10 protein-coding genes are annotated in these 14,644 nt (G+C 38.4%); 5 read left to right on the top strand and 5 right to left on the bottom strand.

The window, feature by feature from the left end; translation table 11 throughout:
- Positions 1 to 367: 367 nt before the first annotated feature.
- Positions 368 to 1,588, top strand: coding sequence for a glycosyltransferase family protein (locus BM141_RS03180; RefSeq protein ID WP_091539919.1), 1,221 nt, complete (start codon positions 368 to 370; stop codon positions 1,586 to 1,588).
- 21 nt (positions 1,589 to 1,609) lie between these two features.
- Here the strand turns inward: BM141_RS03180 and BM141_RS03185 are convergent, their stop codons facing one another.
- A complete protein-coding gene (locus BM141_RS03185; protein ID WP_091539922.1) occupies positions 1,610 to 2,710 on the bottom strand; it encodes a Gfo/Idh/MocA family protein in 1,101 nt (366 codons plus the stop codon).
- A 244-nt stretch (positions 2,711 to 2,954) separates the two neighbouring features.
- Between BM141_RS03185 and BM141_RS03190 the strand changes: the two genes are divergently transcribed.
- Positions 2,955 to 4,397, top strand: a complete 1,443-nt coding sequence (locus tag BM141_RS03190; RefSeq protein ID WP_091539925.1) for a Gfo/Idh/MocA family protein — start codon at positions 2,955 to 2,957, stop codon at positions 4,395 to 4,397.
- 190 nt (positions 4,398 to 4,587) lie between these two features.
- Here BM141_RS03190 and BM141_RS03195 read toward each other — a convergent pair whose 3' ends face one another.
- Positions 4,588 to 5,790, bottom strand: coding sequence for an alkaline phosphatase (locus BM141_RS03195; protein WP_091539927.1), 1,203 nt, complete (start codon positions 5,788 to 5,790; stop codon positions 4,588 to 4,590).
- 246 nt (positions 5,791 to 6,036) lie between these two features.
- On the opposite strand from BM141_RS03195, the gene BM141_RS03200 reads away from it, so the two are divergent.
- Positions 6,037 to 7,191: an RsiV family protein gene (locus BM141_RS03200; RefSeq protein ID WP_091539930.1), complete on the top strand. Its 1,155-nt coding sequence runs from the start codon at positions 6,037 to 6,039 to the stop codon at positions 7,189 to 7,191.
- A gap of 47 nt (positions 7,192 to 7,238) precedes the next feature.
- On the opposite strand, the gene BM141_RS03205 is transcribed toward BM141_RS03200, so the two are convergent.
- The 3 genes from BM141_RS03205 to BM141_RS03215 form a co-directional block, all read right to left on the bottom strand.
- A complete protein-coding gene (locus tag BM141_RS03205) occupies positions 7,239 to 7,820 on the bottom strand; it encodes a 7-carboxy-7-deazaguanine synthase QueE (protein ID WP_091540244.1) in 582 nt (193 codons plus the stop codon).
- A 106-nt stretch (positions 7,821 to 7,926) separates the two neighbouring features.
- Positions 7,927 to 8,661, bottom strand: a complete 735-nt coding sequence (locus BM141_RS03210) for a LytR/AlgR family response regulator transcription factor (RefSeq protein ID WP_091539933.1) — start codon at positions 8,659 to 8,661, stop codon at positions 7,927 to 7,929.
- Positions 8,658 to 9,773: a sensor histidine kinase gene (locus BM141_RS03215; protein ID WP_091539937.1), complete on the bottom strand. Its 1,116-nt coding sequence runs from the start codon at positions 9,771 to 9,773 to the stop codon at positions 8,658 to 8,660. Before BM141_RS03215 ends, BM141_RS03210 begins: the two co-directional genes overlap by 4 nt.
- Positions 9,774 to 10,114: 341 nt before the next feature.
- Between BM141_RS03215 and BM141_RS03220 the strand changes: the two genes are divergently transcribed.
- Together BM141_RS03220 and BM141_RS03225 are read left to right on the top strand one after the other, a co-directional pair.
- Positions 10,115 to 11,650 (top strand): ATP-binding protein, encoded by a 1,536-nt coding sequence (locus BM141_RS03220; protein WP_091539941.1) that lies wholly within the window; start codon positions 10,115 to 10,117, stop codon positions 11,648 to 11,650.
- 199 nt (positions 11,651 to 11,849) lie between these two features.
- A complete protein-coding gene (locus tag BM141_RS03225) occupies positions 11,850 to 14,642 on the top strand; it encodes a TonB-dependent receptor (protein ID WP_091539944.1) in 2,793 nt (930 codons plus the stop codon).
- The last annotated feature ends 2 nt before the right edge of the window (positions 14,643 to 14,644 follow it).

The raw sequence follows: 14,644 nt of genomic DNA on the forward strand, positions 1-14,644 counted from the left end.
AACTTTAAGCCCATAGGGCTGTCATCTTTATAGAAAAGAGTAAGCCCAAGCCACCTACAACAACGCCGTAGGCGTGAAATATGCCACCGCTACGCAGTTTTATGTCGGTATATTCATTATTTTCTACAAAAATAGCACACCTACGGTGTTAGTCTAAAAGTCCATTACTTACATAAGTTTTACACGGAAAGTGTCAGAGAACAGGGACTTTGGAGTAAAGAAAATTTCAAAACCACTTTTGATTGAGTATAAATTTTGAAAAGTTTTTAGCAGTTGCTTTACTTGGAAAAGGCAACTGTTTTTTTATTACTTTTGTACCGATAGAATCAGTATTCTCTAATCCTTCTTATTAGAGCCTTCAATATTCATGAAAAAACACGTTTTAGTTACTACATTTTGGTCTTTCAAAGATGCTTTGGTGCAGACCTATACCTTGCCTTACCTGAGAATCATGCACCAACACCTGCCCAAAGGAAGCACGATTTACTTGCTGACTATTGAGCAAGAACGCTATCAGATACAAGCAGAAGAATTGGCTAAGATAGAGGCAGACTTAAAAAAATACAATATTGTTTCTTTACGTTTTAATTATTACAGCTATGGGTTTCGCTCGTTGCTCAATTGGGTGTGGATAGTTTTCCGTTTGTTTTTCTTGATATGGTCTAAAAATATACGCTATATTCATTCGTTTTGTACTACTTCAGGAATGTCAGGCTATTTGCTTTCTATACTTACAGGACGCACCTATTTAATAGATAGTTATGAGCCTCATGCAGAGGCATCGGTAGAAAATGGAGATTGGAAGCGAAGCAGCTTTCGTTTTAGATTGCTATTTTTTTTAGAAAAATTAGAATCAAAGCGAGCCAAATACATTATTTCGGCAACTGAGGGCATGAGAAAATATGCCTTAGAAAAGTACAATGCTACTTTTAAAAATTTTTACGTAAAACCGGCATGTGTAGATTTAGCATTGTTTTCTTTCAAAAATCGGAAAAATCCAAGTTTAATTAAGGAGTTTGGCTATGAAGGCAAGATAGTGTGTGTGTATGCGGGCAAGTTTGGAGGAATTTATTTGGACAAAGAAATTTTTGAGTTTTTCAAGGTTGCTGATACCTTTTGGGGAGAAAAATTTAGGCTTTTGGTACTCACCAGCCACCAACCCAAAGAAATAGAAATGCGATGCAAAGCAGTAGACATAGATTTTTCCAAAGTGCATGTCCGTTTTGTCAATCACTCCCAAATCCCTGATTACATGGGTTTAGCAGACTTTGGAGTTACCCCTGTGAAGCCTATCCCTACTAAACGCTACTGTACTCCCGTCAAAGACGGGGAATACTGGGCGTTAGGTTTGCCAATAGTGATTACCAGAGATATTTCTGACGACTCAGAAATTGTGGAAAAGTATAAAATAGGCTCAGTAATGTACGAGTTTACAGCAAGCGAATACCTGAGAAATGTTCAGGAAATAGATGTCCTTTTGCAAAATCATACCACTGAAGAACTTTACTATAAAGTTCGCCAAGTTGCCGAGCAGTACCGCAGTTTTGAGATAGCAGAAAAGATTTATAAGGAGATTTATGGAAATTAACCTGCTTATTTTATCTATGTTTCAATACTTTATCATCACTTTTGCCCCGTTATTGGCAATGGATTGATAAATTGCCTCTATAATCTTCATATCTTTTAAGCCCTCCTCGCCGTCACAGTTAGGGTGAGGGGTATTGTTCAGAATACAATCTGCCATACCTGTCATCTGCACAGTTTGGTGAGTTACCACAGGCTGATTCACTTCTCCTTTACCTGTCTTGGCTTTCAAAGGTCCATACCCAAAAGCAGGATACAGTTCATAATAGTCTTTGTTTCCTGCTACGTACAATCTATCAAAATTGTTGAAATTATAGGTAGTAGCACAGTTAGCCACTACTCCACTTGGGAATCCCATCTGCCAAGTAATTGTTTCATCAACTTCTTTAAATTTCTCAAAATCAGTCTTTAACTCCTGCGCTGCTACCCAGATAGGTTCTTCACCTGTGGCATATCTCGCTCCATTAATCGCATAAATGCCCACATCCATCATTGCTCCTCCGCCTGCATGTTCTTTTTTCAAACGCCACTGATTGGGGTCGCCAATTTTAAAGCCCATAGTTGCATTGACAAAAGAAATCTGCCCTAATTCGCCTGATGCTCGCATACGTATTAGTTCTCTCGTAAATGGCTCAAAATGTAAGCGATAGCCTATTAATAATTTGACATTGGCGGCTTTACAAGCAGCTATCATTTCTTCTGCTTCTTTGACGGTAACGGACATAGGTTTCTCACAAATCACGTGTTTGCCCGCTTTGGCGGCTTTGAGCGTATGCGGGTGGTGCAAGGCATTAGTAGAGGTTACGTAAACTGCATCAATATTGGGGTTGTTTTTTATATTGTCAAAGGTATCGTAAGAATAACAGTTTTCTTTAGAGAAATTATATTTTTTAGCCCATTCTTCCAATTTGGAGGGAGTTCCAGAAATAGCTCCTGCTACTATACAGTTGGGGGAGTCTTTCATGGCATCAGCTACCCTGCGAGCATAGCTGCCTAAGCCACAGAAAGCTACTCTCAATTTGCGGTCTGCTTGTTTCTGAGCGCAAGATTCTTCTAAAGTGCTAATCAGTGGCAACACTACAGAAGTAGCGGTTACTTTTTTTAAAAAATTACGGCGTGTTGTCATAGTTTGAGTAAGTTTTTATTGAATTTTACCTTTGTCTTATTTTTGGGTATTTTTATAGATAAAGCAAAGATATGCTTTTTTAATAATTTGTTTTGAATTTTTTTGTATCATTGTAAGCAAAGTTTTGTTAGGAAAAGTTTTATCATTGAAGCACAGAGTTTTTTATTTTAACTTATTGACAAACAAATAATTATAAACATTACAATTCCTATAACATAAGTATTATTTCAAAATTAAAGCTATTATGGTAAATAAGGACAAAAAAAATGAGAAGGGCATGTCCCGCCGTCAGTTTGTTACAGGATTAGGGGCATCTGTAGCACTGTTTAGTATTGTGCCTCGCCATGTCTTAGGCAAGGGTTACATTCCTCCAAGTGATAAACTCAATGTGGCAGGAGTAGGCGTAGGTGGCAGAGGAAGGTCTGTTTTACAAGGAATTTATAACGGAGGCACTGAAAATATTGTCGCTCTTTGCGATGTGGACGATGCAAGGGCAGAGGCAACCTACAAAGACTACCCCAATGCCAAACGTTATAAGGATTTCCGCAAAATGTTGGAGGCAGAGAAAAATAACATAGATGCCGTCATGGTAGCTACCCCAGACCATACTCACGCCGTAATCGCTATGGCAGCTATGCAATTAGGTAAGCATGTTTACGTAGAAAAGCCTTTGACGCACAATATCTATGAGGCACGTATGCTTACAGAAATGGCTCGTAAAAACAAAATTGTTACCCAAATGGGTAATCAAGGCAGTTCAGGTGAGGGGGTAAGGCAGATGACAGAGTGGATTCAGGCTGGGGTCATAGGTGATGTTACCAACGTACACGCTTGGACAAACCGACCTATCTGGCCTCAAGGTTTGCCTACCCCAACTGAAAAAGTCCCTGTCCCTAAAACTTTAGATTGGGAACTATGGTTAGGTCCTGCTAATTTTAGAGATTACAACCCAATTTATGTGCCTTTTGGCTGGAGAGGCTGGTGGGATTTTGGCACAGGTGCCTTAGGCGACATGGCTTGCCACATCATAGACCCCGTTTTTAGAGCCTTGAAATTAGGTTACCCAATTAGTGTAGAGGCTTCTGTAACAGGAGTTTGGACTAATGGATTCAAACCAGCTAATGTTACAGATAGTTGTCCTTCTTCCTCCAATATTCACTTAGAGTTCCCTGCCCGAGAGGGAATGCCTGCTGTAAAGTTGCATTGGTACGACGGGGGTATCAAACCACCAAGACCAGAGGAACTCAAAGACGATGAGCCAATGGGGGACTGGAACGGGGGAGTAATTTTTGAAGGGAAAAGGGGAAAAATCATGTGTGGTTGCTATGGCGCGAATCCTACCCTCCTGCCAACTTCAGAAATGGCTTACTTCAACGCTGAAAAACTCAAATCCTTGCCAAGAGTAGAAGGTAATGATAGAGGACACCAAACAAGCTGGGTCGCCGCTTGCAAAGGTGGTGCGCCTGCAAGCTCTAACTTTGATTACTCAGGACCTCTTACAGAAACCGTACTTATGGGCAACTTGGCTTTGCGTAGCTTGGCTTTGACTTGGGAAAAAGATGGCAAAAAAATCTCTGGAGATAAAAAACTTCTATGGGACGGTCAAAATATGAGAATTACTAACTTTGAGCCTGCTAATCAGTTTGTTAAGCGCGAATACAGGAATGGTTGGAGTTTAGGCGTATAAGTACTATTAGCCGTACAAAGACTTAGTAAAAACACATGATTAAAAGCAATTATTTTTTATAAATACTTGATTATCTTGTAATAAGACCCTAAAGATTTTCAAAATCCTTAGGGTTTTTCTTGTGGGTTTATTTTCAATTTTTCAAGGTGCCTTAGCAATCTGTAATTGCAAAATAACTTAACTCAACCTTTTATCTACTTGTGAATCCAAAGACAGCCATCATTTTGTGGAAAATATCTGTATTTTCATAAATTCCTGAGAACTTATCTGCTTGACATCCATAAGCATACACAGGAACTATGACGCTTGTATGCCCCCCAGTGGAAAATGCACCTTCTACTTTTCCTTCTTTGATATTCCCACCTACTAAGGTAAGCCCGCCTGTTTCATGGTCAGCAGTAATGATTACCAGCGTTTCTCCGTCTTTTGCCGCAAATTCCAACACTTCTCCTATAACTTTATCAAAATCTATGGTTTCTTGGACTACGTAGCTAAGATTGTTGTCATGCCCTCCCCAGTCTATCTGTGAGCCTTCTACCATCAGGAAAAATCCCTTCTTATTTTGGCTAAGAATATTCAATGCAGTTTTCGTAGATTGCAGTAACATTTCGCCTCTACCTTCAGACATTTTAGGGTTTTGTTCTTGGGCTGTAAAACCTGCGAGTTTGCCTTGCTTTACCTTGGCGATTTCGTTCATATTATCAAGCACTTGATAGCCTTTTGCTGCAAGTTCAGGGAGTAGATTGCGTCCATTGGCACTGCGTTCAAAAAATTTTTTCCCACCCCCTATAAATACGTCAATATCTGTGTTGAGAAAATCAGCCGCAATTTCCTCTTCCATTCTTCTGCTTTTTTGGTGAGCGATAAAACAAGCAGGAGTAGCATGAGTAATCGAACTGGTGGCTACCATACCTGTTGCAAGACCATTTTCCTCTGCTATTTCCAAAATAGTTTTGAGAGATTTTCCTTCTGCATCTACACCAATAGCCCCATTATACGTCTTTTCACCGCAAGCAAAGGCAGTAGCCCCTGCGGCAGAGTCTGTGATATAGGCATTAGAGGCATAGGTTTTTATTAGTCCAATATGACTGCAATTTTCTATGTTCAGTTTTCCTCTGTTAGCAGTCATTGCCGCATATATTTGTGTCAGCCCCATGCCATCGCCGATAAGTAAAATAATATTTTTAGGCTTTCCATTTGGATTTTTGGCAAGAGGAATATTTTTTATTTGGTAGCTTTCTATAGGCTCTGCCCATTGCCTTTTTAAGGGATTCTGCTCCGCCAAAGTAGGAGTGAAAGGGGTATTAGGAAGACTTTTTGCTTTTTTTTCAGTAGGGCTACATGCTGTCAAGCAAAAAATACTTAACGAGAAAAGTATAATTGTCTTTTTCATGGATAAATATAATATTGTTTTTACAAATGTAATAAGTGTTTTAGAACCATGTGTTAAAATAGAGTGAATTTTCGTTAGGCTTCTTGAGAAAGTGAGGATTACCCTTTGAGAGGTAAAAGAAAAGGAGAAGCTCTTTTCCTCAAAGAAGATATAGACTTTATCGTTAAGGAATTGGACGGAAATTTGATGAAGGAATTAGAGTATATATTTTTGTAAACCATTGTAAGCATTATCTCCCTATATTTTATGAAATTAGCATTATCATATTTGTTTGCTCTAATCCTTTGTGTTTTCTTTTCCCTTAACACCAATGCTCAAAACAAAAAACTGAAAAACAGTGATTTACCCGAAGTTTTTTATAAAAGAATGGTGGGTACTATGGGCAAAGATGAACCTATAGAGATGAATATTAGCAAAATTGGCGGTACGGTCAAAGGCAGTTATTTTCATAAATTGACAGGACAAGTTCGCAATCTGGAAGGTGAAATTACAGAAGACGGGGACATCAGTTTGCAAGAAGTAGATAATCCTAAAAATAGATTGACCGAACCTCAGCCCGTTGATGCGATTTTAAACTTATATTTTATCAATTCCCAAGAAATTAGAGGAAGTTGGGAAAAGTTTGAGGGAGTTGATTTGGAAACAGAGATTCCTTTTGAAGCCTCAGAAATGTATCCTGTGGGGAGCGTAGAATTTGAATTAGTAAAAAAGCATGAAAAATATGGAGATTGTGGATACAGCCCTTGTGCAGAGTTTTTGCTGATTTATCCAATTATGAAAAATGATGTGCAAAAAGATAAGATAAACAAAAAAATAAATGCTACGCTGATTGCTCAATATGCCAAAGAAGAAAAACGAAAGTTTGACAATGTAGAGCAAGCGATAGAAGATTTTTTTAAAAAATACAAAGTAGAAGAAAGTAAAGCCAAAGCAGATGCCAAACCAATGTGGGGTAGCCATCACGAAATAGAAATTATATGCAACGCCTTCTATATCTTGACTTTAGAGTTCTTTTCTACGGCTTACGAAGGAAGTGGGCAACCTACTTATGAAATTACTTACCTCTCTTTTGACTTGCAAACAGGTAATCCTTTGACTCTCAAAGATGTACTCATAAGCGGCTACGAAAAAGAACTTAATCAGATTGCCAAGCAACTTTTCAAAGATAACTACGGTTTTAGCGACATCGAAGACCTTAGAAAAGAGGGATTCACTTTCAAAGATGGCAAGTTTGCTTTAAATAATAACTATGGATTTAGCAAGCGAGGCATTGTCTTCCAATATAATCCATTAGAGATAGGGGCAAATGCCATAGGGGCACCTCAGTTGCTTATCCCCTACCAACAAATCAAGCATCTTATCAAGAAAGACGGCTTGTTGGCAGTCTTTGTAAAAGAATAAAGGCTGATTTTATGCTTATAATATTGATTTTCAATTAGATATATATTTTAAGGGATATTCATGTACTTGTGCGTTTGTAAGGAAACCTGCCATTGTGGATTAGCTTTGACATACTCTACTATCAAAGGCATCATCTTGTCTTGCCTACTCCATTCAGGCTGGAGCAGGAGTTTGCAATTTTTTTTCATCGAATTTATAAAAGATTCCGCAAAGCTAAAATCACTTGGATTATAGACGATAGCTTTTAACTCATCAGCCTTGAAGTAAATGCTTTCGTGTGGCTTTTTGAACTTTTTGGGAGAGAAGCATACCCAGTCCCATTGCCCTGTGAGCGGATAGACTCCAGAAGTTTCAATATGTGTACGGAAACCAGCTCTTTTCAATTCCTCAGTCAAATAGGTCAAATCATACATCAATGGCTCTCCACCTGTGATTACTGCTATTTTGCACGGGTACTGCCTTGCCTCTTGTACGATTGCCTCTACAGAAACTACAGGGTGTGCCTTTGCGTCCCAAGATTCTTTGACATCGCACCATACACAGCCCACATCGCACCCTGCCAAACGGATAAAATAAGCGGCGTGTCCCTGCCATGCTCCCTCGCCTTGGATAGTATAAAAGGCTTCCATGAGGGGTAAGGCACTTGTTTTTGTAGGTATATTTTCTGATATTTCCATATCCAAAATCTTAAGTAAATATAAAACTAACATGTTTTGTTATTATTCAGGCAAAATATTAAAACAAATCATATCTATCTATCATTTTCAAAAAGTTTTCTCTAAAACTTTTGCTAATGACTATCTCTGCATTCCCTAATTTAATTGTGTTGCCTTGTATCTGCTTGATTTTGCCGATATTGACGATGTAAGAGCGATGCACTCGTGCAAAGAGAGAGGAAGGCAAGATTTCTGTAAATCTTTGTAGGGAAATTAGTGTCATAATTTTTTGATTTTCAGTATAAACGCAGGTATATTCTCTCATGCCTTCTATATACAAAATTGTATCAAATTCTACTTTGAGAATGTCATAGCCTGATTTGATGAAAATATAATCGACTTTTGTACCTTGTTGGTTATCATTTAATAATTGCTCATTGTTAACTGTGAGTTGTTGTTGATTTGTCCAAATCTCTAAGGCTTTGGCACTTGCCTTGAAAAATCTTTCAAAAGAAATCGGTTTAAGCAAATAGTCAATGATGTCAAGTTCGTAGCCTTGCAAGGCATATTCTGAGTAAGCAGTAGTCAAAATAGTCAAAGGTTTGTTTCTCAATAATTTAATTAACTCAATTCCTGTCAAGTCCGGCATTTGAATATCCAAGAAAAGCAAGTCAATGTTTTCTTTTTGCATCAGGCTCATGGCTTCTATGGCACTGCTACAAGCCTTGACAAATGTCAGTTCAGGAATTTTCCGAATATAAGTTTCCAGAAGTATTTGGGCAGGAGTTTCATCATCTATGACTAAGCATTTCATTTGGTAGTAGGTGAGTTTATCTGCAAAAATAGTTTAACTTTAAAAATATCTTCTCTATCTTCTATGATTAGTTCGTGGCGATTTGGATAAAGCAATTCCAATCGCTTCTTCACATTTTCTAAGCCAATTCCACTGCTTTCTTGTTGGTTGCTTTTGTAGGGTCGCTTGGTGTTTCCCATTTCAAAGTAAAGTTGTTGATTGTCTTGCACTTCCAATTTTGTTAGAATATAACCTTTAGGATTTATGTCCAAATCGCTGTGTTTAAAGCTATTTTCAAAAAAAGGCAAAAGAAGCAAAGGAGCAGTGGGGAAAGTCAATGTATTCCCTTGAATGTGGAAATCAATCGCTTGATTTTTATTGCTTTTCATTTTTTGCAAATCAATAAAATTCTTCAAAAACTGGATTTCTTTTTCCAAACTTACCGTAGCCTCATTGGAATCGTAAAGCATATAACGCAGCATTTCTGATAGTTTCATCAGCATAGGTGCGGCTCTGTCATCTTTGATATAGGTATAAGAGTAAATATTATTCAAGGTATTAAAAAGAAAATGCGGGTGAAGCTGGCTTTTCAAAAATTTGAGTTCCGTTTCTAAGGCTTCTCTCTGCCTCTCCGCCACTATACGCTGATTTTCAAACCATTCTTTCACAAAATAAAAGCTAAACCCCACCAACCAAATCATCAGATTTGTAAAAAACACCGCAGGGAAGAAAATAGGGCGACGGGGCATTCCTCTAAACATATCACGAGGAGGTGGCATCTTGAACTCTGAGACATCACGAGGAAATAGCTTGCTACCCAACTCTCTATTAAAATCGGTGAATCGTTCGGGGGTAAATAGTAGATACTTATTTTCCAAATAAGCCCGCACCCAAGAAAGGCTAAAAAGCAAGACAATGACAAGCAAAATATAAATAAAGTATTTTCTTTTTTTCAAGAACTTAGGAATGAGCTGGTAGTTGTTTAGGTAAATGATAAGCAAATGAAAAAAGCCTCCAAATGCCATGAGTATCAAAGCATGGTGGAGTTGGTAAATAATATTTAGTACAGAAGTAAAAAAAATAATATAAATAAAAACCCCCGCTCCGGTAAAATGTATTTGCTTGATTTTCATTTCCTTTCCTATTTACTATTTACTATTCCCTATACCTAACAGATTTTGTAAACCTGTCAGATGTAAATTATTTCCAAAGCTAATTTTTTTCATCTAAAAACAAAAAACCTTACACGCAAGGCACATAAGGTTTTCAAAAAACTAAAATTTTGTTTTAAAGCCATTTTACCGGCTTAACTACTAATGCTACCTCAAAATTAGAGAAGTCCAAACATTCCCACTAATCCGATTTGCCAACAGTCGTTTTCGTCTTTCTAAATGACGCTTTTTCCCTTCCAAGTTTTCTGTTTTTTGTTCTACCAAAAAGTGAAAATGCGTATCTTTGTAAAAAATGAATTTTGATGCAAAAGCTACCCATAGGCATACAAGACTTTCGCAAACTACGTACAGAAAATGCACTTTATGTAGATAAAACCGAACTTATCTTCCAAATGGTGCAAGGCGGGGGGGACTATTACTTTCTTTCTCGCCCTCGTCGCTTTGGAAAGTCGCTGTTGATAAGCACCTTAAAAGAGATTTTTTTGGGAAACAAAGACCTATTTTCAGGGCTTTGGATTGAAGAAAAAATAACTTGGGAAAAGCATCCTATTTTGCATTTTGACTTTGCAAGTGCAAGTTTTAAAGAAATAGGCTTAGAAAAAGTCTTGCACAAACGCTTAAATGAAATTGCTACGCAATACCAAATTGGATTACAAGAAAGTAATTTGATAAGCAGATTTGAGGAGTTGATTCGTAAATTGGCAGAGAAAGAGAACAAAGTGGTTATCCTCATAGACGAGTATGACCGCCCTATGACTGAATACCTAAACAATATCCCACAAGCAGAGGCAAATAGGGAAACCATCAAGGATTTTTTTTCCATCATCAAGCCCAATGATGCTTTTATTCGCTTTTTTTTCATGACAGGCGTAAGCAAGTTTAGCAAGGTGTCTATGTTTTCAGGCTTTAATAACCTCAATGATATTACATTTAATCCCTTCTATGCCAATTTAGCAGGCTATACGCAAATAGAATTAGAACATTATTTTGAGGAATACTTACAAGCCGCAGAAATAGCGCAGAATATGAACCGCGAGGAGTTATTAACCCAGATTCGCACTTGGTACAATGGGTACAATTGGGGAGGGGAAACAGGGGTGTATAATCCTTTTTCTATCTTGTGCTTTTTCAGCAATAAAGGTAAATTTGCCAACTATTGGTTTGAAACAGGTACGCCTACTTTTTTGGTCAAATTGATTAGTGAAAAGTTTTTATACGACTTTGAGGAAATCTTGGCTGATGAAAGCATATTTAGCAATTTTAGGTTAGATGACTTAGATGCGGTAAGTTTGCTCTTGCAAACAGGCTACTTGACAGTGAAACGCAGAAAGGGACAACGCCTGTACTTGGGCTACCCCAACCACGAAGTAAGGCAATCGCTTATTCAGCACCTCTTAGCGGGCTACATGAAGGAAACTACGCCTTCGGTAAGTCCTTTGGTTTGGCAGATAGCCGATGCTTTTGCAGAAAAAGGCTTGGAGAAAGTGGTCAAGTTTTTCAACATTGTTTTTGCCAATATTCCCTACCAAATTTTTGAGGAAAAATCAGAACGCTATTACCATGCCATTATCTTCTTGGTTTTCTTGCTGATAGGTTACGAAATGCAGTCAGAAGTCAGCACTTCGGAAGGGCGAGTAGATGCAGTTTTGCAAACAGAAAAGGAAATCTATGTGATAGAGTTCAAAGTAGAAGACTCGGCAGAGGTTGCCTTAGCCCAAATCAAAGAAAAAAAATACTACGAAAAATATCTTCACTTAGGCAAAACCGTACTCTTGCTTGGTTTTTCTTGCAAAAACAAAGGCATCAAAGAGTGTAAATTAGAAACCCTTGAAAGATAATTCCTACCGTTTGCAAGGAGATTTTTAGCATTGATAAATTAGTTTTCTTCACTTCCTTTTCTTTTGAGAAATTTGGACTTAGTAGTTTTTCATGTGATAACACATGAAAAAGTGCCTTGTTACTATAAATTCATGTGTTGTTACCCACAGTGGAACTGATGAATAACTACTAAAACCAAAAACTTAAATTATCAACAGAATGAAAAAGGTGATTTTCAAAGGATTAGTACTTGCTTTTTTCTGCTTTCAATCCTATATTTTTGCCCAAACTCCTGCCAAAGATTCTCCGATTATTGTGAATCGTGATTTTATGGGCATGACTTTGGAACTGATTTTAAAGGAGTTAGCGGGGCTTTACGAGTTAGAATTGGACTATGACCCCCGCCAACTGCCCAAGGGACTTACCTCCATCAAAATATACCGCAATACGCCACTCAACAAGGTTTTGGAAGACTTGCTGGCAGAAACCAATGTACAGTTTTTTTTGAATAGTAAAAAAATTACCATCAGACCCAGAGTCGTTACGGTCAGTAGAGTCGGGAAAAATAATGAAGAAAAAAAGGGAAATGGTACAGATAATATTCAGAATGAACTGATTGAAGTAGTCAATTCTTACATAGAACTTAAACCTACTCGCTTTAATATTACCATCAACGGAGTAGTAAAAGATCGCAAGAGTGGTGAAACTTTGCCCAACGTAAGTGTGCAGGTGTACGGAACTAACAAAGGCACAGTTACCAACATAGACGGAAATTTTACACTTTTTAATGTGCCTTCGGATACTACTACGCTTCTTATCAGGTACTTAGGCTACCAGACAACTGCCTACAAAATTACGCCCGAAGATGCCAAAGGGAAGCTATTAGTGGAAATAGAAGAAATGAGCATGGAATTGGGGGAGGTAGTAGTTACGGCAGAAAAAGAATCTAACATGATGAAAATGAGTGAGAATCTGAGCCAAGTGTCCATTTCCCCTGCTCAGGTTTCTACTCTTCCAAGCATTGGGGAAAAGGATATTTTCAGGGCTTTGCAAATGCTACCAGGGGTAAGCGGAAGCAATGAGGCTTCTTCGGGTTTGTATGTGCGTGGGGGAACACCAGACCAAAATTTAGTACTATTAGACGGATTTACAGTCTATTATGTCGACCACTTTTTTGGATTTTTCAGTGCTTTTAATGCCAATGCGATTAAAGACGTACAGCTTTACAAAGGTGGATTTGAGGCAAAATATGGAGGGAGAATTTCCAGCGTGGTGGACTTGACTGGCAAAAATGGGAATACGAAAAAATATGACATTGGCGTAGGGCTGAGTGCACTCAGTGCCAATGCTTTGGTAGAGATTCCTATGGGAAAACGAGCCTCTTTTTTGCTTGCGGCAAGGCGTTCTTATACCGACATTATTCAAAGTGGCTTGTATGACAAACTTTTTAGCTTGTATGGAAGCAGTAACAACAACAATCCGAATCCCAATGCGCCACCTAACCGACTTTTTCAAACACAACCTGTATTTTACTTTTATGACATCAATGCCAAACTCACTTATAACCTGAGCAATAAGGACATTCTTTCAGTCAGTCTTTACAACGGGCAGGACAATTTGGACAATGCTCGCCAACAAAATAGAGGTGGCTTTGGTGGTGGTTTTGGCGGTGGTGGAAATATCAATATTCAAAATAAAACCAAAGATTTGACCTATTGGGGAAACAATGGGGCAAGCGTAAAATGGGGCAGAACTTGGTCGCCAAAATGGTATAGCAATGCGGTGTTGGCTTATTCCAACTATTTTAGCAACCGCAACCGCACTTCCAAAGTTGAAATTACCAATGCAGATGGCACGACAAGGAATTTTAGTACAGGGCTTTATGAGGACAACAACGTGCAAGACCTCAGCTTGCGTTTGGATAATGAGTTCAAAATCAATCAGAAAAACCAATTAGAGTTTGGAACGCAACTTACCCACAATGCAATTCGCTACCTCTATACAACCAACGATACCACTACGGTTTTTGCCAATGATAATCAAGGAACACTCGCCTCTGCGTATGTGCAGAACAGGTGGAGTCCTACGGAAAAGCTAAGTGTAAAATATGGATTGAGAGGAACTTACTATGGACTAACGAAAAAAACATACATAGAGCCAAGAGTTTCTGCCAGCTACCAACTCACGGACAAAATCAGCCTGAAAGCGGCTTGGGGACAGTATTACCAATTTATCAATCGAATTGTAAGAGAAGATGTTACCGCAGGTTCTCGTGATTTTTGGCTTTTGGCGAATGACCAAGACGTACTTATTAGCTCTGCCACGCACTACATTGGCGGAATTTCTTATGAAAACGACAATTATCTGTTCAGCGTAGAAACCTATCGCAAGGACATGACAGGGCTTTCAGAGTTCACTTTGCGCTTCAATAGGGCAAGCCTCATTGGAGATAATAATACGAACAATCAAAACTTTTTCAAAGGCACAGGTTACTCACAAGGCGTAGAGTTTTTGGCGCAACGCAAAGTCGGCAACTTTACAGGTTGGGCGAGCTATACCCTTAGCGAAGTGATTTATAACTTCCCCGAAATCAGTGAAAAACCTTTCCATGCCTTGCAAGACCAAACCCACGAGTTTAAGTTAGTTGGGAGTTATAACATCGGGAAATGGACGCTGTCAGGCACTTGGGTCTATGCTACGGGCAAGCCCTATACTGCCCCAATTGGAGGCTATCAGATTACACTTTTAGACGGAAACACACAATCTTACGTAAGCGTAGGCGATAAAAACGCTTTCCGCTTGCCCAATTACCACCGTTTGGATTTGGCTTTTACCTATCATTTCAAAATAGACAAGGCAAAAGCAGATGCAGGAATTACCTTTTTCAATGTATATAATCGGGTAAATGTTCGCTACAAAGAATTTGAAGTAATTGATAATCAAGTATATGAAACTAATGTAAACTTATTGGGCTTTACACCTAATTTCTTTTTGAATTTTAAATTGAGGTAAAA

Origin of the sequence: Thermoflexibacter ruber, from assembly GCF_900113045.1 — a bacterium.
Taxonomy (GTDB): domain Bacteria; phylum Bacteroidota; class Bacteroidia; order Cytophagales; family Thermoflexibacteraceae; genus Thermoflexibacter; species Thermoflexibacter ruber.